16 protein-coding genes and 2 pseudogenes are annotated in these 21928 nt (G+C 45.8%); 8 read left to right on the top strand and 10 right to left on the bottom strand.

What is annotated here, in order from left to right:
* Positions 1–135 precede the first annotated feature (135 nt).
* The 7 genes from PCO85_11030 to PCO85_11060 all read right to left on the bottom strand — a co-directional run bounded on the left by PCO85_11030 (position 136) and on the right by PCO85_11060 (position 8621).
* Positions 136–1215, bottom strand: a complete 1080-nt coding sequence (locus PCO85_11030; protein WJV55870.1) for an AI-2E family transporter — start codon at positions 1213–1215, stop codon at positions 136–138.
* The gene (locus PCO85_11035; protein ID WJV55871.1) at positions 1212–3977 is read right to left on the bottom strand and encodes an HAD-IC family P-type ATPase; all 2766 of its coding nucleotides are present in this window, start codon (positions 3975–3977) and stop codon (positions 1212–1214) included. Before PCO85_11035 ends, PCO85_11030 begins: the two co-directional genes overlap by 4 nt.
* A 109-nt stretch (positions 3978–4086) precedes the next feature.
* Positions 4087–4836 (bottom strand): bifunctional NADP-dependent 3-hydroxy acid dehydrogenase/3-hydroxypropionate dehydrogenase YdfG, encoded by a 750-nt coding sequence (gene ydfG, locus PCO85_11040; protein ID WJV55872.1) that lies wholly within the window; start codon positions 4834–4836, stop codon positions 4087–4089.
* 23 nt (positions 4837–4859) lie between these two features.
* Complete coding sequence (locus tag PCO85_11045) at positions 4860–5915, bottom strand: aldo/keto reductase (protein WJV56060.1); 1056 nt, start codon at positions 5913–5915, stop codon at positions 4860–4862.
* A gap of 95 nt (positions 5916–6010) precedes the next feature.
* Complete coding sequence (locus PCO85_11050) at positions 6011–7237, bottom strand: glycosyl transferase (GenBank protein WJV55873.1); 1227 nt, start codon at positions 7235–7237, stop codon at positions 6011–6013.
* 16 nt (positions 7238–7253) lie between these two features.
* Complete coding sequence (locus PCO85_11055) at positions 7254–8081, bottom strand: mannosyl-3-phosphoglycerate phosphatase-related protein (GenBank protein WJV55874.1); 828 nt, start codon at positions 8079–8081, stop codon at positions 7254–7256.
* A 267-nt stretch (positions 8082–8348) separates the two neighbouring features.
* A complete protein-coding gene (locus PCO85_11060) occupies positions 8349–8621 on the bottom strand; it encodes a DUF3811 domain-containing protein (protein ID WJV55875.1) in 273 nt (90 codons plus the stop codon).
* A gap of 456 nt (positions 8622–9077) precedes the next feature.
* Between PCO85_11060 and PCO85_11065 the strand changes: the two are divergent.
* Positions 9078–9179, top strand: a pseudogene (locus PCO85_11065) (IS481 family transposase).
* 248 nt (positions 9180–9427) lie between these two features.
* On the opposite strand, the gene PCO85_11070 reads toward PCO85_11065, so the two are convergent.
* Positions 9428–11962 carry a putative DNA binding domain-containing protein gene (locus PCO85_11070; GenBank protein WJV55876.1) on the bottom strand — a complete coding sequence of 845 codons (2535 nt, stop codon included), beginning with the start codon at positions 11960–11962 and terminating at the stop codon, positions 9428–9430.
* 305 nt (positions 11963–12267) lie between these two features.
* Here PCO85_11070 and PCO85_11075 point away from each other — a divergent pair.
* Positions 12268–12404, top strand: a pseudogene (locus tag PCO85_11075) (IS3 family transposase).
* 325 nt (positions 12405–12729) lie between these two features.
* Here PCO85_11075 and PCO85_11080 read toward each other — a convergent pair.
* Together PCO85_11080 and PCO85_11085 are read right to left on the bottom strand one after the other, a co-directional pair.
* On the bottom strand, positions 12730–13074 hold the full coding sequence (locus PCO85_11080) for a cupin domain-containing protein (protein ID WJV55877.1): 345 nt from the start codon (positions 13072–13074) through the stop codon (positions 12730–12732).
* A gap of 126 nt (positions 13075–13200) precedes the next feature.
* Entirely contained in the window at positions 13201–13806 is a 606-nt protein-coding gene (locus tag PCO85_11085) for a transglycosylase SLT domain-containing protein (protein WJV55878.1), read from the bottom strand.
* Between the two features lie 220 nt (positions 13807–14026).
* Between PCO85_11085 and PCO85_11090 the strand changes: the two genes are divergently transcribed.
* The 6 genes from PCO85_11090 (at position 14027) to PCO85_11115 (ending at position 21907) form a co-directional block, all read left to right on the top strand.
* Positions 14027–14992: a helix-turn-helix domain-containing protein gene (locus tag PCO85_11090; protein WJV55879.1), complete on the top strand. Its 966-nt coding sequence runs from the start codon at positions 14027–14029 to the stop codon at positions 14990–14992.
* 80 nt (positions 14993–15072) lie between these two features.
* Complete coding sequence (gene gap / locus PCO85_11095) at positions 15073–16083, top strand: type I glyceraldehyde-3-phosphate dehydrogenase (protein WJV55880.1); 1011 nt, start codon at positions 15073–15075, stop codon at positions 16081–16083.
* A 1031-nt stretch (positions 16084–17114) separates the two neighbouring features.
* Positions 17115–18716 carry a hypothetical protein gene (locus PCO85_11100; protein WJV55881.1) on the top strand — a complete coding sequence of 534 codons (1602 nt, stop codon included), beginning with the start codon at positions 17115–17117 and terminating at the stop codon, positions 18714–18716.
* 145 nt (positions 18717–18861) lie between these two features.
* Positions 18862–19746 carry a hypothetical protein gene (locus PCO85_11105; GenBank protein ID WJV55882.1) on the top strand — a complete coding sequence of 295 codons (885 nt, stop codon included), beginning with the start codon at positions 18862–18864 and terminating at the stop codon, positions 19744–19746.
* A 71-nt stretch (positions 19747–19817) separates the two neighbouring features.
* Positions 19818–20474 (top strand): hypothetical protein, encoded by a 657-nt coding sequence (locus PCO85_11110; GenBank protein WJV55883.1) that lies wholly within the window; start codon positions 19818–19820, stop codon positions 20472–20474.
* Positions 20471–21907: a hypothetical protein gene (locus tag PCO85_11115; GenBank protein ID WJV55884.1), complete on the top strand. Its 1437-nt coding sequence runs from the start codon at positions 20471–20473 to the stop codon at positions 21905–21907. Before PCO85_11110 ends, PCO85_11115 begins: the two co-directional genes overlap by 4 nt.
* The last annotated feature ends 21 nt before the right edge of the window (positions 21908–21928 follow it).

Consider the following 21928-nt stretch of genomic DNA (forward strand, 5'->3'; position numbering starts at 1 on the left):
CCGCTTGGTGAAAATATCAAAAACGCAGGGAAAATCCTAATATATTCATCTCAGAAAACGGGAAAATTGTAAGTTAATAACTTGGATAATGGATGTAGCGAACTGAACTTGGCGCTGTTACGTCACAAGTGCCGGTCAGGTTGATGAGCTCCCAGCTCGCGCACGCCAGATCTCGAACGCCACCATGGTAAGCGCGAGTACGACTGGACCGACAAAGAATCCCACCACGCCGAACACGACGACCCCGCCGATCAGCGCAATCAGCAGCGGCACAGTATGCAAGCGCAGGTATTTGCCGACGATGATCGGATAGAGTAGGTTGTCCGCGAGCCCGACCACGGCCGCGCCCCAGACCACCAGCAGCAATGCATGTCCCCATTCACCGTTGAGCAGCAGGAGCAGTGCTGCTGGTGCCCAGATAATCGGTGGTCCTAGCAGCGGGATAATCGACAGCAACCCCATTACGATCGCCCAAAACCAAGCCGCCGGCAGATCGAGCCACCAGAACATGAGACCACCGAGAGCACCCTGGACGATACCGGCGAGCACCTTGCCATACATCGTCGCAAAGATAGTGTCGCTGACCACGCTGAAGACCCGTTCCGTTTCGGTCTGCGACAGTGGCAACAAAGATCGAACGCTCGCAAGCAACTCGTCACGATCCCGCAAAAAATAGAAGAGGAAGAAGAACGTCAGAACGAATTTGATCGTTCCCACGAACGATGACTTTACCGTAAAAGAACCGATCGCAGTCAGCACCAATCCCGCACGCTGCAACAAATCGCCGAGATCCAGGCGCTGTCGCAGCCACTCCCATGCCGGTGCGATCCAGACATGCTGAGAGAGCGCTTCGTCCCAGACATTGGACTCGATCTGTGTCCGGAGAAGTCTGTATCCGCTGAGAGCCTCGTCGATCATGCTGGGGATGACCATGCCGGACGGCACTATCAGTAGCAACGAGAGTATGGTGACGGACAGCGAGGCCGCGGCAGTGGGCCAGTGAATGCGACGGACAATCCAACGGTGCAGCGGCCAGCCGATCACCGCAAGCGCCGTGGCCCAAGCCAGTGAGGTAATGAATGGTCGCGCGATCAGATAGCATAGCAGCAATGCCAGAACGGTGAGCGCGAGCAATGCGAGGTTGGACAATCCACGCTCGGACCAGAAGCCCGCAGCAGATGGTTTCTGGCGATTGACGGGATCGGACTCGTTCATGGTCTTCGTGCCTCTCGTTGCGTTGCCATTGCGTCGTGTGCGGACTTACCTCGCCGACGCCAGAAGTGCTTTTCGAGCGACAGCACCGGTAGCCCGGCCAGCGCGACTAGCGTGGGTGCGATCCAGTCCGTCGCGTCGAGTGGATGGGTGTGGAACAGTGCGTTCAGTGGCGGCATATAGACGAAGCACAATTGTAGTACGAGCGTGGCGGCGATCCCGAAATAGACATAGAGGTTGCTGAACAGCCCAATGCGGAACGCACTCTCCGTCAGCGACCGACAATTCAGCAGGTAAGCGCACTGGAACAGGATTATCGTCGTAACGGCTACTGTCTGCGAACGCGCGAGCACGGGCGCAATGCCGGCCGCGAGGTCGGAGTGGTACTCGTAGAAGAACAGGCTCATTGCACCCATGGTCATCAGTGCGCCGACCAAAAACGTGCGAAAAACCAGGAAAGGTCCGATCAACGGTTCGTCCGGTGGTTTTGGTGGGCGGTCCATCAGGTCCGGTTCTCGGGCTTCGAACGCGAGCGGTAAGGCGAGGGCGATCGCCACGACAAGGTTGACCCACAGGATTTGCACCGGTTCGATCGGCATCTGCAAATGTCCGTCGACGATCGGGAAGAATAACACGGCAACCAAGATGATCATCGCCTGCCCAAGGCTCGTCGGCAGGATGAAGGCGAGCGACTTCAAGAGGTTGTCATAGACGCGGCGGCCTTCTTCCACCGCCGCGCTGATCGAAGCAAAGTTGTCGTCGGAGAGCACCATGTCGGCGGCTTCCTTAGCCACCGCCGTGCCACTTATTCCCATGGCCACGCCGATCTCAGCACGTTTCAGTGCCGGCGCGTCGTTGACGCCATCGCCCGTCATCGCTACCACCTGGCCATCGGCCTGCAGTGCCTTGACGAGCCGTAGCTTGTGTTCGGGCTCCACGCGCGCAAACACGTGCGTCTTACGTACCAGGGCGACGAGATTGGCATCGGAGGTCGTCTCGATCTGGTGGCCAGTAACAATTTGTGCACCATCACCTTCGCCGTCGAATAACCCGAACAGGGAGCCGATCGTACGTGCGGTAGCCGGATGATCGCCCGTCATCATCTTTACTACAATACCGGCGCGCTGGCAGGCGCGAACGGCCTCGATAGCTTCTTCTCGGGGTGGATCGACCATTCCCACCAGACCGAGCAGGCGCAGTTCACGCCGCCATGTGGCGTCTTCGAGGCTCGGGATAGTGTCGACCTGGGCAGTGGCGACACCAAGCACGCGCATGCCGCGTTCAGCCAGTGAATGCGCTGCCCCTTGGACAATGTCGAACTCAATCGACTGACCATCAATCACCGGACACAGCTTGGCCACCACCTCCGGTGCACCCTTGATGCAAACCAGCTGGCCACCCTTAGCGTTGGTATGTAAAGTCACCATGAACTGCTGTTCGGAATTGAAGGGAATCTCGTCCAAGCGCGCGTAAGCCTCGCGCAGCTCGTCTTCATTGAGCTTCGCCTTGCGCGCGGCAACGACGAGCGCACCTTCGGTAGGGTCGCCGACGATCTTCCAGCGACCGCCATCGTTTTCCAACGTGGCGTCGTTGCAAAGAACAGCAGCGCGCAGCAGTTCGGTCGCCACTGCGGACGCGGCAGGTGCCAAATCATCGTTATTATGCAGTTCACCTTCGGGCGCATAACCGGTTCCAGTAACTGCGACGGTTCCCGTCGGTGTCCACAGCGCTTTGACGGTCATCTCGTTGCGCGTTAGCGTTCCGGTCTTGTCGGTACAGATGACAGTAATGCTGCCGAGCGTCTCCACTGCAGGCAAATGGCGGATGATCGCTTTGCGCAGCGCCATCCGTCGCACACCGATCGCCGAGGCGATCGTGATCACAGCTGGCAGCCCTTCGGGGGTTGATGCAACCGTCAGCGTGATCGCCGCCAGTGCGCTGTGGATCAACGGGTACTCTCGCAGCAGTCCGACGACGAAGATCAGCACGGCGACCATCACGATCCCCAGCGTGATCGTCCGCGCCATGTGGCCTAGCCGGCGTGTCAGCGGCGTCTCCAGCTCGACCGTTTCGCTCAGCAGTTGCGAAATGCGGCCGAGTTCGGTACGGGCACCGGTGGCGATGACAATGCCCTTCGCGGTGCCAGCAACGACCAGCGTGCCGCCGAACGCCATTGAGCGCCGATCGCCAAGCACCGCCTCGGCCTTCACCGGTGCTTCGAACTTACTTGCTGGCACCGACTCACCGGTAAGCATTGCTTCTTCGACTTGTAGCCCGTTGGTTTCAAACAGCCGGACGTCGGCCGACACCTGATCGCCTGGCTGTAGTAGCAACACGTCGCCAGGTACGAGTTCATGTGCGGGTACAACGGTCGAATCGCCGTCGCGCGTGACAGTTGCCTGCTGCGGCATTAAGTTGCTCAATGCCTCGATAGCTTTGCTCGCACGCATTTCCTGCGCGAAACCAACTAAGGTGTTGATCACCACGACCGTCAGAACGACCACTCCGTCGGTAACCTTGCCCATCAACGCAGCGATCAGCCCGGCGGCGATCAGCACGTAGATTAACGGGTCGGACAACTGACGCAGCAGGATCTTAAGCACACCGCGGCGTGGTCTGCGCTCGATATGATTCGGCCCGTGCTTGCTCAACCGAGCCAAGGCTTCCGTCGATGACAGGCCGTCGTCGGAGCTTTTCAGTATACTGAAGGTCTGTTCGACCGGGAGTGCGTGCCATGTAGGCAGAGGATCGGATGAATTTTCCATTTAAGTACCCTAATGTACCCATCACGCTCAGTGTCCCTCTGGAAACCAAACGTGATGTTTTCTCTAAAAATCGGCTGAAGTAAGCCGTATTAGGGTAAAACCCACGCCATCACTCGTCTCGATACACCTTCAACCCAGCGAAAGTCTGATTGACCGGCATCATTTCCAGTGTGTTGATGTTAACGTGTGCAGGCAGAGTAGCCACCCAAAATACCGCTTCGGCGATATCATCTGGCATCAGAGGGTCTGCTTTATCGTAAGTTTGATGAACTTTGTCCTCATTACCTTTAAAACGCACTGCCGAGAACTCGGTACCACCGACCAGTCCTGGTTCAATATTGGTCACTCGCACACGAGTACCAAACAGATCGGCACGCAGCCCCAGACTGAACTGACGTACAAACGCTTTGCTGGCGCCGTACACATTGCCGCCGGCATATGGCCAGTTACCCGCAGTGGAACCCATATTAATAACATGACCAATATTACGTTTCACCATATCAGGCAACAGTGCGCGGGTCACAAAGACCAGCCCTTTATTGTTGGTATCGATCATCGTTTCCCAGTCATTCACATAAGCCTTATGAGCGGGTTCTAAACCCAGCGCCAGCCCGGCATTATTCACCAGAACGTCGATGTTACGCCATGCAGCAGGTAACGACGTGATAGCCTGATCAATTGATTTTTGATTGCGAACATCTAAACGCAGGGTATGCAGAGACGCTCCCAGTTCATCTTTCAGTACATCCAAACGCTCCTGGCGACGTCCACAGGCGATAACCTTATGACCTTCTTTAATAAATCTTCGGGTAATGGCTTCACCAAATCCGGCTGTGGCACCAGTAACAAAAATAATCATGCTGTTTTCCTCTAACGGCTATTTCATTTTTTCAGATAAGGGGCGATCAACGATAAATCAGCGGGGGAAAGACGATCCGCAGCGGTCTGAGCCTGATGCCAATAGGGATAGATCAATGGCGGGCGACTGACTTCATCCAACCGTGCAATCTCTTGCGGGTTAAGCACAATATCCACCGCTTTAAGATTATCCTCTAATTGATCATCTGTACGAGCACCGATGATCACTGAACTGACTGACGGGCGAGATAATAGCCAGGCTAGTGCAATCTGCGCCGCCGAAACACCATGCTGCCCGGCAATCTCGACCAGCACATCGACGATATTGTATAACAAACCTTCATCCCGAACCGGTGGCTCATTCCAGTGTTCCAGATGCCGTGTCGTACCATCGGGTGTCTGGTCACGCCGATACTTCCCGGATAGCAGCCCACCGGCCAGAGGACTCCATATCAATACGCCGACGCCTTGATCCTGCGCTATAGGCAGCAATTCATACTCTGCTTCCCGAGACTGTAGCGTGTAATGAATTTGCTGGCTTATTGGGCGCGCGGTACCTGATTTTTCAGAAAGATGTAACGTTTTCATCAGGTGCCAACCGGAAAAATTGGAAATCCCGATATAACGAACCTTACCGCTGCGTACCAGATAGTCCAATGCGTCAAGCGACTCTTCCAGTGGTGTCAGTCCATCCCATTCATGCAATTGATAAAGGTCGATATAATCCGTACCCAGTCGCTTCAGACTGGCTTCACAAGCACGAATAATATGATGGCGCGATGACCCTCGGTCATTCGGTCCATCGCCCATGGGAAAACGAGCTTTACTGGCGATCAACACCTGGTGGCGTTTTTCCTTAATTGCCTGACCAAGAATCCTTTCCGATTCACCGCCGGAGTAAACATCAGCGGTATCAAACAGATTTATCCCGGCATCAATACAACGATCAATCTGGCGACGCGCACCTTGCAGGTCCGTGTTTCCGGTTTTCGCAAACTTTCCCTGACCGCCAAATGTCATGGTGCCCAAACTCAGGACTGACACTTTAAGACCGGAGTGGCCTAACAGACGATATTCCATCATTTAACTCCCTGATTGGTTGCAAGACAGTAATGACTCTGTGCCACTTTATACAAAAAATCCAGTAAAGTGATACCGTAGCAATCACTGAATATTCATCCGTCGTTGATTTCCAGATTGTCTGCCTCAACAGCCTCATAAAGGCGTTCCAGAATATCGGGGAACGCTGACTGAACCCGGCTCCAACTGGGAACAAACGGTTTATCGCCGGGACTTTCGCTATAAATCTGGCCGGATAGGGTAATAACATCCGAAAACAATTCCACCGCAGACTCTTCAGTATGGCGATCAAAATGCAAACCATTCATACGCGCATCATGTTCAAATGCATCGATCATATCCAGCGCTGTTCGATAATAGGTGGCGCGCAGCACTCGAAATGAATCCGTAGTAATATTCACCCCCTGAATCGCCAGCTTACGATACAGCGCTTTAGTGATATCCAGCGCCATGCGTTGCAAGCCAGACGTTGGATCTGTTTCCGACATCGGCTGATGCTTGTGATCATAATTATCAGCGATATCCACCTGACAGATGCGGCTGATTGACGTACCTCGGTAAATTTCCGACAGCACGCCGATTTCCAGCCCCCAATCACTGGGTATTCGCAAGTTACGTAGCACATGGCTGCGCATGGCGAATTCTCCTGACAGGGGATAACGGAAACTGCGCATATACTCCAGATAGTCTGAATTACCGTAGACACTACGTAGCGATTTCAGCAGCGGAAACACCAGCAAACGCCCGACACGCCCATTCAACTTTCCTTCAGCTACCCGAGCGTAGTAACCCTTACAAAAGTCGTAATGGAAGTTTGGGTTGGCGACCGGGTAGAGCAGCCGGGCCAACATGCTACGGTCATACGTGACAATGTCACAATCATGCAGAGCGATGCAAGACGAACGCCGTGAAGCCAAAGTATACCCGACACAAAACCAGACATTACGTCCTTTGCCTGGTTCCATCGGAGCCAACTCTTTTTCGGCCAATTCCTGACTTAACGCCGTAAGGCGAGGGCCGTCATTCCATAAGATACGGTGCCGTTGTGGCAACCGAGAGAAAAACGTGCGTGCATGTTCAAACTGATCACGATCGGCACGATCTAATCCGATCACTATTTCACCGAGATAGGGAACCTGTGCCAATAGATCAATAATTTTACTAAGTGCCGGTCCCTCCAGTTCAGAAAACAGGGAAGGGAGGATCAGTCCCATACTGTTCTGCCCGGAAAAAACCTGTAGTTCATATTCAAGCTCTTCCACACTGCGCTGAGTAAGATTATGAAAGTTCGTAATAATGCCATCTTGATAAAAATCACTCATACCAGTTCCCCTCACGTTAAATAATCGACTCGCCATCAGCGAGAAAATGGTTAAGGCCTTCACTCCATCCTGACGGGCCAGATTGCTGAGTGAGGTATATCCTATTATGATTTTTTTGTGACACTGTCACGTTAAAGTGAGATTTGTTTTTGATAATTACAGTGTAATCAGTGGATTCCAGCATTGAGACATCATTCGGACCATCGCCCAACCCAATTGTGAGCATGTCTGTTTTTCGTTGTTGCACATACTGTGATGTCAGCCAATTGACGGCATTTCCTTTGCTGACACTACGTCCCATTACATGATAAAAACGGCCACCCTGTGTCAAAGACAAGCCGTATTCCTCCAATAATTTCCGGAATCGACCTAAAGCGATGTCATCATCAAACCACTGCAACGGTTCAGAAGCTTCACGCTGACGGGCTAACGCAGACGCCTCGATCCCCAAACCGGTGATATCAGAGACCTTCTTATCATCCATGTCAGAGAACCCTTGAAAATCAAATTGATACTCTTTATGCAGTGTGCCTAATACCTGGCAGATAAATGAATAATCAGCATTAAAAATCTTACGGGGATAATCGGGGTGTGATGACCAACTGTGCGGTAAAGTAACAAGCGCACCATTTTCAGCAATAAAAGGACACTCATGCAGTCCCATTGCTCGTTGTAGTGGAATCACTTCAGCAGCTGTTTTACTGCTTGTAATAATCACTGGTACCTGATGCTGTTGTAACCGGGCCAGCCAGGGAATTGCCGGTTCCCAGCTATAAGTATCGTGGTCCAACAGAGAACCATCCAAATCGCTAAAAACTATCAACGCTGAACTCAATTCAGGCATTCAATCTCCTTCTGGTTCTGAAACGGTTCCCAATTGGAGAGGTATGTATCGTATCAATATGATAAATATAATAAAAATCACATTTACTTATTCTATATAAGAATAGCGGTTATCATGATTAACGCCAACAAGCATGAAACAGCGAGAATAGAGAAGGGGAACTAAATCAGTTTTTTCAATAAGATATTGGATAATAAAGGTAACGCGACCAGCGACGTGAATTTACGGCATAGCCGCCATAAACTCACATCGTCAACAATAACAAACCTATCGGCGGCCACGCAGATGAATGTTGGCAGACCATTCGTAAGTCACGGAAGTATCAGGTTTGAATTTGTTTTTCTTTCTACGAGCGGTGAGTTGCTTCGCGGCAGTCTCGCGCTCCTTCATGAGGTTATCGATGTAGTCATCTTTAATATGATTGTTTTCAGAATTAGTGAGCGGACGTCCGTGTTTTTTTCTTTCCTGATCGAGCAGTGTCTTAAGTTGACGCTGTTCACTTTCCGTCATGTCCTTCTGGGTCAGTCTGGGTTCTGGCATGAGAATCGGCCTGATAAAAGAGAGGGTGCTATCATTGTAGAGGAAAACAGCGCTGAACTCATAAAAATCGGAAACTGTGTGCCGAAACGGTCATGTCACTGCGCCAAATAGTCTGTAATAAGAGCGTGGATTACCTCAACAAATCAGATTACCTTTTGGAAATTCTTCACAGCTTTATTCCAGTAATACAATTGCGCGTTCAAATCCCAATCGACTTTAGAACAAGAGAGAAACGCCAATCTCATCCAGTTCTACAGAGCGAGTTTTGTTTTTGGCTGACTGAGAAGCGATTTAAGCGGTTGACGGTCGGAGAACTATTCATGTTGACCACAGAGTCAGATTCCGTCTTAACCCACATTGGTACGCATAATGTATATTATGTTAAATGAGACGTGAACTGGGAATATGAATAACTTCATATAGATTCGTCATGGAGCTAAATCAATTGATGCCCTCTCTGATGCCGTACACGCAAACTATCTACGCAATGAAGAGCATATACAGGAACAGAATTATAAGATTGAACTTGAGCTGAGAAAATTGAAACGATATCTATGAATCACACTCATGAATAAACACCTTGCTAAATCTTTTCTATGAAGATCTTCTAACCCCTTTTCTGATAAAGAACTGCGGATGCCCCATTAGTTCACTATAAGCAATCCGCATTTATATAGCTTAATTCATTCTGCTTCTATCAATAATTTCTTTTCACGTTATTCCGCAAAAGAATTTTTTCAAAACGAATAATGCTGCTAATGTGGCTCTACTAAGACCCAGTCCTATTAACGTTCGTTTCTGGCACACTATTCCGTTATAGACTCGATAAGCAAGCCATAAGCTATATGCAGTTTCTCTGCTAAATCCGTCCTGGGTGGATTACACTCCTGGAGAAATTGCACAGCCTTCTGGATTGAATTTATTAATGCATTTTTGTGTTTTTTCTCTTCGGTATTTATAGATGTTCTTGATAACATCATATTGGCAGAATCAAGTAACTTTCTAAACGTAGAGCTTCTAATGTCGCCAAAATCAATTGCATTCATAATTATGACAACTGATACTTCATATTTCCCAATGCTTATGGATAATTCCCATATCTTATCTACCAATATTCTGCTTAGATTTATAAATTCTGTTTTTTTAGGTGGTTTTGAATTTTTAATTAAGTTATTTACATATTCATAACCCATGACAAGATATTTTAATTCAACAGTGTCGGTTTTCGCATTTCTTGCTAGTTCATGGCATGCATGTACGTATCTCTCACACCACTGGTAATCATTATTGTTAATATTTTTTAAAGCATTGGTGCAGACGTCATATCTTGAGTTAGCAGTGCCAAATTTCATTTCAGTTTGATACCACATTTCAAAGAAAAATGGTTTTTTTTGACCTTTGACATATGCTTCTACAAATAATTTTCTAACAGATTCTGGTTTTGCTTCATTATCTTCATATTGTATTTTTGCAGCCATAAAATAAATATCCGAATTCTCTTTGAATCTGGGTTTTTTTAACATGTCTTTGATTATTTTCCTGGCTTCATCAAATCTTTGTTCTTTTATAAGAGAATTACATTGTCTAATTACTTTACCGACTTCGCTATTATTTGATCTTAGCTTAGCGTTGTCGCTTAACCCAACAGAAATTTCATTTATTTGTGTAATAAACTCTTCAGCATTAGGCAATATCTCATCACTGATTGATATAACTAATTTTGATATGGAAGATGAGGTTTCAAATCTGGGTTCCGATTCAATAAAGCTGATTGATTTAATTAAGAATAAATTACCAAGATCTTCCATGGCTCGTTCAAGATCATGATTTTCAAGATCTGTATATTGTCTTAACTCGGTTCTAGAACATGTGCCAACAACACTAATTGTAATAAGAATTTTAATTGCTTCTTGGGAGAGTTCTTTTACTTCCTTTCTAAGGGCTGCAACACGCACTGCATCTCCGCTCTTGCCTTTCCATTCATTTATCGCATCATCTAATGATAAACCAAGCTTGCAAAGCCTTAGAATTGACTCTGTAAATAATGGAGAACCCTCAGAAACTTCTTGAAGTTTATATGTGTTTTTTTCATTAAATTGCTGTAGGTGAAGGTTTCTGCAATGCTCTTGAACTAATCTTTTATACTCTTCACCCGATAGCCCAGGGAGGATAATTGCAGAGTCTGAAGAGTACATGTTATTAACTCTAGTAGTTAATAACACTCTAGAACTAGAGTTTGATACTACTCTAGCTATTTCCATAATACGACGTTGCTCATCAGGTTCATTTGAGTCTACATCATCTACGATGATCAAATATCGATATATCTGAAGATTTTCTTTTGCCAGTCGCTGAAGTTGTAAGTAATTTAGCTCTGCTATTTCATCCGGAAGTGAGCCTGTTCTCAGGCAGATTTCTGATAGTAATGTTTCAACATCAGAATAATGAATTTCAGGGGTGTCAATATAGTTGTTATATATTGCCTTGAATTGCTTTGATTTTGCTGTTAGCCAAATTATCTGATCGAATAACTCAGATCCAGACTCAACTATTAGTCTACAAAACTCATATGCAACTGATGTTTTTCCTTTACCGCCATCGGCTGCAATTACTTTAGTATATTGAAGATCATTTGATAACCATGACCATAGTTCCTGAATTATTTCCATTCTCCCTATAAATATGGGGCATATTTGATTTTTATCTGGAAGATTATGTTCAATTATTTTTTTTCTAACTATTGTTTGGATGATACCATAATCTGGTACTCTTTCCCCACTAACAAATTTAAAGTCATCTAAGGAAATAGCTGATTTACATTGGTCATCTCGTCTTATGAATATAAAATCTTTAGATAATATTCGTACATTACCTGAGCCAACCCCATCAGATATAGGGGTTAACGGAGAATCCTGCACACCTCGTTTAGGTATATGTAGAATACCTACATTGAGTTTACCATCATCGACTTCATATTCAATATCAAAGTATGTTAAATCAATTCTTCTTCCAAAGAACTTATCGAACTGACCTCGTAACTTTTGATTGTCCATCATGTTTTGATTCACGCCTATAACCTTCATGCTTGTATCTTTAATTAATTCTTTTACCCCATAAAAAATATATCCGCCATAGGAATTATAAAAACTAGCTACTGCCTTCAGTAACTTTAGATATGCTTCTTTGCTACCATCAAAACTCTCTTTGAAATCCCAGAGTTCACATTCTTTCCCAATGATAACATTTTTATTGACAAAGAGTTTTCTAAATGAATTATCTGTTAAATCGCCAAGTTGTATTAACTCATATATTTCTTTTTTTATTTCTTGAATGTTCATCATGTATCCATTTATTTAATATATCACAATCCCTACAGAAGGAATTTATATCACATCCAAATAAAATCTGTTCATAAGGCAGGCCTGACAATGTTGACATCTCTATCAAAATATTTCGTTCAGGACAACAGTTATACTGCTGTAAAGCAAAAACATCATACTTGCAGCGAATATAATACACTTAGTCTGTAACCACGCTAACGTCCTCAAAAATATTGTCTCTGATAAAATGTTCGAACTTTGAATGTTACAAAAATCCTGAGAAACTTCAATAGAACAATCAGATAAATACCTAAATCTGGCCTGATTTCAGACCGGTGAGCTACCGTGACCATGGTCTCCCTATCTCAGAAAATGTGCTGAAATATGATTTTTATGAATCCGGTCCTAACCAAAAATGGGCGGGGACATCATGTACCTGCATACTGGTGAAGGCTGGTTGCACCACTTAACTAGTTCATCATGGTGAATACAGCTATCAATAATACTCACACGAAGATAATCCCCCCTTCTTTTATAATAGATAAAGAGATGTTTTTAGTGAGATATATCTCATTTTTATCAATTAATAAAAATTTAAATTCGTGAACTTTAAATGGTCATTTTGTCTTAAAAACAAACTAAAATTGACATCTCATGAACTAAAATTCACTTCGCGAATGATAAGAGTATAATATTTAAAGAAAAATAGACGTGAACCTCATCAAATTCCGTAGAAGTTAAATACAATCCATAGTGACACACCAGACAACTATTATGACTCTCCTGCCTCATCTGGAAGCATCTAGACTATAATAAATGGCTAACCAAATCGTTGGTTCCTTGGGATCTGTCCATTCAACACGATGCCTGCACAACGCCGGAATATTCACGAAGTCACCTGTTTTCATTACCCGCATATCAGATTCCTTCTCAAATCGTAAACCGGCAGAACCTTGTAACACCGTTACCCACTCGTTTTGCGGCTGACAATACCAGAACCCTGGTGGACTTGATTGTCCGGTTGAAATAATTCTCTCGATTCGAATATTTGGCTGCGTGAGTAATACTTCGAAAGTTTCAGCCTCTCTTCCAAGAGCTGCTTCAGGAAAATTGGTGAGCAAATTAGTTATCATTCAACTATCTCCTTTCGCTGCGTATTTTTCGTCTTTCTATGTGATCGCGCTACGTGAATTCTGCTGCATTGCATGATGAAATCTTAGAATTCACGTAGCGCAGCCGTCGATTTAACACGTTAACGACTATAAACCGGCATAGGCCTTCTCAACTTTCGCCATATATCTCGGTGCCTGAGGTGCTGGATGATGTTGACGGACATGCCAGCTAAAAGCTGCCGGTGTCAGTTGATTAATCATCCGAATAGCAGCTTGCCGATTACTTGAGAAAGTCCGCAACAATGCACCCGCACCGTTGACGTAGGCCACTTCGGTTGCGTAACGTCGCGTGACCGGATTGTTGATCCAATTTAGTTGCTGATGTTGCAACGAGCTGATATACGCCGTTCCCAGGTCAATATTGGTTTCCGGGTCCAGTAAATCGTCGTCATCAGGACAGCCTCGTTTACCTTTGTAACGGTACGCATCACAGCCACTGGTGGACGCTTTAAGTTGCATCAAACCGATTGCATTTGAAGGACTTACCGCTTCCGGATTAAAATTGGATTCGACCTGGATGATCGCCTTAATGAGTTTTTGATCAACTTTATAATTGTCAGCAGCTTCCTTAATCTCATCATCATAGGCGTGCGGGTCATATTTCTTATAATGAGGTTTGCTGGAGCAGCCTGCCAAAATCATCAGTATGATCAACATGCCTAATCGTGACGAATGTTTGAGTAGTGAAGTCATGGAATTACCAGGGTTAAATTAAGCAAAAGTAAGTCCGTAATTTCGGACACTGACAAGATACCGTTATCGTTACCGAGGGTCATATATTAAATGGCGTTTTACGCTGATCTCGGTTACTAAAAGTGCGAATACCTACATCAGTACCCTGCTCTCTGTCTATTCGGTCTATCATAGACATCCATAACTTGACATTTTTAATACAAATTGTATTTTTAATGCCATGCTTACATTTCTGATTATCGTCCCGGATGGGGGCTTGTTGTTCGAAGCGGCGGGTATCGCCGACATCCTTATGCAGGCGAATTGCCTGGTGCCAAATTCGGCCTATCAGGTGACAGTTGCCACCACGCAACCGCATCATGTAGTTCACGGTGCATCAGGCTTGAACCTGCTGGCCGACCACCGGCTTTGCGATCTCAACCCTGAACTTCCGCGTGATACCATCATGATTACCGGCAAAGGCCTGACCGAAGAAGAAGGCACCAGCGTCGTTGATTGGATTCAACGTGCGTCACCCCACACCCGGCGTGTGGTTTCCATTTGTAGCGGTGCAATGCTTTTGGCTAAAACCGGTCTGCTTGACGGACGTCATGCCACCACGCATTGGCGACTGCTTGATACTCTGCAAGCCGAGTTTCCTCAGGTCACGGTCGAACGTGGTCCGATCTATGTTCAGGATGGGAATGTTTGGACGTCAGGCGGCGTCAGCTCTGGTTTTGACCTTACTCTCGCTCTGGTTGAGGACGACTATGGGTTCAATCTGGCTCGCGATGTGGCACAGGATCTAGTGATGTTCCTCCGCCGCCCTGGAGGACAGTCTCAATTCAGCCGCTATCTTTTGAATCAGGCCAGTGAAGGGCCGATTCGTGATCTTCAGTCCTGGATTTCTGAAAATCTTGCTGATGACTTATCTGTCGAAAATCTGGCGGAACGCGTCGCCATGAGCCCGCGTAATTTCACCCGCGTGTTCACTCGTGAAATCGGAATTACCCCGGCTAAATATGTTGAAGAAGTTCGTCTGAGTGCCGCCAGACAACGGCTTGAACAAACGAAACAAAACATCGAGCACATCGCCTTCACTACTGGTTTTGGCAATGGCCTCAATCTGCGACGTGTTTTCGAAAGAAATTTGCAGCTCACACCAACAGAATACAGAGACCGCTTTTGCTCTCGCATGATGGCGTAAATTGATCCTTTATTGTCATTTACGCCAATCTCCTTTCGCTCTACATTAAATGCAAGTAAGATAACAAAGGGGTATTTATCATGGTCAAAGTAGGTATCAATGGATTCGGCCGGATTGGCCGAAATGTCTTGCGCGCCGCGCTGGGTCGTAACGATTTCCAGGTGGTTGCAATTAATGATCTCACCGACAGTAAGACCCTTGCCCATCTCCTGAAATACGATTCATTATCCGGCACGTTAAAAGCTAATGTCGAAGCGGGTGAAGGCCAGTTGCTGGTCGATGGCAAAGCCATCCGGGTTTTCTCCGAAAGAGATCCAGCAGCGATTCCATGGAGTAGCGTTGGTGTGGATATCGTGATTGAAGCTACCGGTTTCTTCACCGAAAAAGCCAAAGCTGAAGTGCATATCATCAAAGGTGGCGCGAAACGCGTCATTATTTCCGCACCGGCTAAGAACGACGATATCACTATCGTCATGGGTGTGAATGACAGCCAGTACGATCCGGCCAAACACAAAGTGGTCAGCAATGGCAGTTGCACAACAAATGGTTTGGCTCCGGCTGTCCAGGTTCTACATCAAACTTTTGGGATTGAGCACGGGTTGATGAACACCACTCATGCCTATACCAACAGTCAGGTGTTGCACGATCAACCTGAAAAGAATTTACGTGGTGCGCGTGCCGCCGCGGTTTCGATTGTTCCTTATTCCAGCGGTGCGGCGAAAGCGATAGGTAAAGTCATCCCGGAACTGGATGGCCGCATGACCGGCTATTCGCTGCGGGTTCCCGTTCCGGTGGTTTCCATCGTCGATTTGACCGTAAATCTGAAACGTGAAGTGACAATTGAAGAAATTAATGCTGCGTTCCGTAACGCCGCTGAATCCGGCCCGCTCAAAGGCATTTTGGGCTACAGCGAAGAACCACTGGTATCGAGCGACTACCGCGGAGACCCGCGCTCATCCATTATTGACGGACTTTCTACGCTAGTCATCGGTGGTAAGCTGGTCAAAATTCTTGCCTGGTATGATAACGAATGGGGCTTTTCAAACCGTCTGGTTGATCTGGCCCTGCTGATGGAAAAACGGGGCTTATAATTCCTTTTATTCCTGTTAGGCGTTTTAATGAATACCGCCTTTTGGCGGTATTTTCACATGACTTGCAGATGGGTGGTCTATTATAAGCAAGCAATAAGTATGTTGTAACTAATTTATGGTGGGAATTTAATTTAGTGACATCATTTTTAATGAGCATGTGTAATATTTCCGACTATATATTCCTATCTTACTAAGCCAAAATCATCCCGTAAATACTACCCGAGTTTTATTAAACAGACTTATTAATACTTTGATTCCATTACAATTCTATTTTTCTTACTACCCTGCCAGAGACTTATAATTGATTTTTATAGAGAAATATCACTTAAATTACCAGACACCTCATTATTCCGTTTATCCTCTACATCGCAATTAATTGACGAAGGGTGTAAAGAAATTTGCATCAGTTTCCGGAAGTGAGCCTGATTTAGGTGCATTTGCGCGGGATTAACCAGTTGTTTACTCTGTTTCCCAAGTCTGCGTATTATGCAGGCCTGTAAACGTGCAATACTTATCAAAACATTGGAGAGTATGAAATTATTTATACTATTTCTAATATATTAGAATACTTAAAATTTACTTAATAAGCTAATTATTTCTAATATAACCGATTAAGTAACTAATAATTACATATGCTTTTATAACATTTGTTTCTATTTTATCTAGAACTAACTTTGGTGGAAAAATCTGTTATTACATTGCTTTTAAAGAGATTAAACGCCAATGCTAACTTTATTTTTAGTATTGTAATTTTATTGACCATTTAATTGTTATATATGGGAATATTTATTTTTAGGTGTTGGTTGATTTTTTTAACTTGTATTGCTATTTTTCAACATAAAGGGTTGGTTCTTAATAATCATACTATTTCGTACTTTATACTCATACTCCATACGCGTATAAATATAAAAGCTTATTAGACATATAATTTTCATGCATTATAAAGCGATATGTGAATGAAATAACATTATTCCCTTGGCTGCGCGATAGCTTGCGGATTTTCATGTTTAAATTGATAGAGTACTCATATTATGAATACACAAAGCTATTCTTCAGAAGAAAAAGATGTCATTAAACAAGTTGTTAGCAAATACGCCAACATGGGTATATTTATTATTCAGCCAAATGATCCTCTATTAGTCAGATTTTATGACATTCAATTAAAACTGGCGGGCATTACAAAAAATAACTATCCACAGTTTACGCAGTGCTGGTCTAAGGAAAAGAGTCTTAAACGTAACAATGGTTCGCTGAGCCTGGCTAGCAACAGTTCTGCCTACCCGGTCTATAGTATTGTCGGGCTGGATTCTAAAGACGGATACGCGTACCTCACCAGCGCCATTGGATCCTTGCCGGTATCAGCAACCAATGTGACCCAAACACTGGGTATTTTTGACGGGGAGGCCAATAACGTTGGTACAGTGCAGTACAGCAAGACATATGTCTACACGGCAGACTGTGTGGTCCAGGCCAATGGCACGTTCTCAAAAAGTTTGAAGACTTCTGACTATATGGTTGTCGTTATTTATACTTTCGCCCAAACCATTGGTCATACTACAGTTTTCGGTGCGGAAATCCTCGTCACCCAAAGTTATCCTAAAGAGATTACTAATGATTCCCCCACGGATATCAACCATAACAGTGAAATAAAAATTTGCTTAACCCGTAATGAAACCGACTGCGATTATCGACATAATTACAACAACGTAGTCAGTGTCCCGATCAAAGGTAATATCTCTTATTTTGGTAACATTGACCTCAGTGGCGGCAAACCGGTATCGGCCAATAATTCAATCTATCTTATTCGTAAGCGTGCAGGTGGCGATCCCATTACACCGGTCAGCGACAACCCTATTTTCAATAGCCCGAATACTCGTATCAGCGGGAATACTCTGTCGTGGGATCTGGATTGGTTGCAGTTCAAAAAAGTCGATTTTGAGTCAGGTGAAGAGGTCTACTACGTATTTAGAGTCAACCTCAATGTAGAGGGAAAAAGCGTTGTCAGTTTTATCACTAACGCCCCCAAAAGTATCGAACCGGAACAGCGCTTTTTGAACACAAAAAAGATAAAACCGATGCGCATTGTTTACGGTTGCCTTGGCAAAGATACACGGATTACTATGCAAGATGGTAATGAAAAAACCATTGACAATATTATTGCTGGTGAATTCGTTCGTTCACAAAATGGAAAAATTCTCAGAGTAGAAGATGTTGTTACTGGGAAAGAACACCAATATGCTGAAATTACATTACAACGAACTAAACATAAAAAGAAAAAACTGATCTGTAGCCTGGGGCACCCTGTTTGCACCTCATTCGGTGTGGTCCTCGCGCGCGAATTAAGCCTATCCAGCGAGCTTATCACTCAAGATGGAAAATGCCATATTGAGTCAATTAAACAAAAGGAAGGTGAAATAGCAGTATATAACCTGCAGTTATCTGTTGATGACCCCACCGATGATGGCCTTTATGGCAATAACACCTTATATGCAAATGGCGTATCAGTGGGCGATAGCCTGATGCAATCGGCTTATGAAGATGAATATTATCGACGCCCCGTCAATGTGTTGAGCCGACTGCCAGCTGAATGGCATCAGGATTATCAAAACTATATCGACTCTGTGGGTAAATAATATCATGTACCAGGGGTATCCAGACTTTCAACAGATAATAACCAGTGGTGGCCAACGTTTTGCCGCTCTTTATCTGCAAAATAACGCTTATTATTTATACCCTGACGCAGTCTGTATACTTGCAACCCATCCTCTGGCGTTCTCTTTGGATATTATTCGCAGTTACAGTACCGAAAGTATCTACGGGAGACTGAATTTCACCACAGAATTTCAGTTCGCCAGTAAAGAAGACCTGGCACATTTCAAACAACAACATCCTGACCAAGCGATACGCGTTCTGCCCATTGTGCCAGGAGCATTGGGTTTTGATGTACCGATTGAATACCATAGTGATTTGGCCGAGGAAAGTTATGACGCAACATGGTATTCAGCACAATGTATCCAGTTTCTTATTTTACTGGACTCAGCGGGTACTCAACTGATTGAAAAGACCCTACTGGATGACACCATTGGTTTTAATGCCCGGTTGGATGGATTTGTCGAAGGCGTCTCTCCGCGGTTGGCGTATTCCGTCGAATTTGATCCCCGTCTGCTGATCCTTGAATTAGCCGAGAAAGTTAAAAACACTCAATCACTTCCCGACGGTCGTATCATATTTGACTATGCCCAGTTAACACAATATGTGTATCAACATCTCGGCCAATTGCTGTTGACCATTAGCCCGCTATTCCCACTGACCGATCCTGCTGAAACGCTGCTCTTCAGCCAGGCCTTTCTTGACCGGTTATACAACCTGCTCGGTTCAGCCTATACCGGTCCCGCCAGCAGTAATACAGCGTTAATTTGCCTGACCGTACCAGCACACAACAGCCGGGTGATTTTCGACTTGAATACAGTGGTACTGGGTCAGCGCCCGCTTTGCTTTTTATTGGATCCTTTTACAGCCGCGCAGCAAATTGCCAAGGTATATCCCGAGACTATAATCCATCGCACCACCGCTCCGCCATTGCCTGCGGGTCGACTAAATATCGAGATCTTTTACACGTTTCCATTAGGGCTTAAAAAAATATCTCGATTGATATTCAGGTAATCCTTTCGGCCGGAAACCTTTATCCTCTCGCACAGACACAAACACAGTCACTCAGTGAGGATAAAAGTCGTTTGACCTTTCTGTTCCAAAATAACGACTCACAAGGAGAACCAGTATTCCAATACCAAATTTGTGTTAACTACCCGCAACAAGGAACTTACCGTGCAATTGTCGGCGAGCTGAAACAATGCAGCGGCAATACATGTGTTCTGGATTACTCCGCTTTGCCTTGCAAATTTCTATCGATCAATGTTGACCCAGACTTCGCTCTGCAAAGCAAGATTGAGGGGATCTACCATTCGGCAGATTGGTTACAGAGTCTGGAACTAACTCAGTCAGCCCCTGATTTCAGTTGCCCCATCATCGGCGAAAATACCTACGCTAGCATCACCGCATGTGAATTATCTGGCACCGGGACCGTTAAGTTGCAAACGCCTATTACCCAATCCACAACGCTTGGTGCATACAGTTTCCCGCAGTTTGGTGCGCAACAGGCGCGGATCACCGTCCACCTGCCTGCCAATTGCCTCAGTGAGTCCCTGATATTTCAGGCACAAAACGAAATCGGTACTACGGATCACACCTTTACACATCAACAAAACGTCTTCGAATACAAGTGGAACGTCACGTCGATTTTTGCCTGCTCTTTTCGTTACAAAACCCGCACAGGCCCCTGGTCGGAATATGTTACCGGCGATCAAACGATTGATATCAAAGGTGAGAAATGAAGACTGAATTTTTGAATCCAGAACAAACTCTGCAAGACTTTTTCATGCTTGATAAAGCCTTTGCGTTTCACGACCAAACGGCGCAACCAGATCAATTTTCCTACGGTCGTTCTATCCCGGAAGTGGTGGTTGATAGTTCGGGTAGCGATGTCAGCGCCCTGCATTTAATTACCAGTCCCGGCGGCGGGCTAGCTACCTTTATCGCCCCCGCTCTCCCTGTGGATGAAACGGCACTGGAAGACTATATCAGACAAAATTTCGTCCCTGAACCGGGGCAAATCAGCCTGGTACAAGAGGATATCCAACAGGCACTATTTCTACGTTTTATTCACCAGCCAGTCAGTGCGTCTTATGATGTTGCGTTTGACCAGTCAAAAATGCCGCTCACTCATGATGAAGCCACCCAATTGGTCGGTGCCATTCAGGGAGGCGAAAATCAGGTCTATCTGATAACACAAAGCCAATTTAGCGTTAGTAGTCGCGTCAACGCAAAACTTGAAACAGACTGGATCGCGTTTTTGACTCTGGCCTTTACGGAACAGGCCCGTGAGCCTGCGGCTATCACTCGCCTGTTAAACCAGCAAATTGATGCCGGCATTATTGTGTTACACCAACAGGTAGAGAATACGCCCTCGGCACAGACCCAAGAACAAGTGAAAAACGCTTTGATAAATCTGGCGGCAAGTCTCGTCAGCGCTACTTTGCGCAACGTATCATCGCTGGACGAACTTCCCACCGAGGTGAGCTATGACGTCAGCTACAGCAACAGCGTGCCACAACAATACAGGCTAGAGCACGCATTGGATATTGCCTCCCTGCTCAGCCGGTTCCCTTTCAGCAGCATTGTCACTTTTGATTCGTCACCGTTACCCGAACCTAAACGCCCCGACAAACCGGTAGAACATCATGAGTGTATTATTAAACTGGGTTTTGAGGCCAAGGACTTCAAAGTTCTGTCTATGGAACTGAGTTGGGCAGATGAAAAAGTGAGCATGACGTGGCCCGATTTCCCTCCCGTCACCTTAACGGCGGAATCGGAAGTCATCGAGATCACTCTAAAAGTAGGCTTCTCTGACTACTCCACTTATGAAAAAAAACTGCTGTGGCAAGACGCGATCACACTTTCCCCACAAGATCTTGGTTATTACAGCGTGTTGTTTGAAGCCAGCCATCTGAGTTCTTACTTTAAATCGATTTCAGGCAATGCAGAGTATGTTCCTGCTGGCCATGCGAGAAAACAGACCTTTCATTTTTCTTTTCCCGCACAGAAGGCATGGCAAGCAAACTGGTGGATTAATGCCCATTCAGATGCGCTGGACAGCCGGATTGAATATCGCTGGCAAGGAGAAACGTCATCCTTTTTCTCCAAACACTATGACTCCGGCTCGCAACAGGCTGCCGTCAGCCCCATCACACTGCAATACAACAAGTAACATACACAAGAGGAACGCCCT

Source organism: Prodigiosinella aquatilis (assembly GCA_030388725.1).
Taxonomy (GTDB): Bacteria; Pseudomonadota; Gammaproteobacteria; order Enterobacterales; family Enterobacteriaceae; genus Prodigiosinella; species Prodigiosinella aquatilis.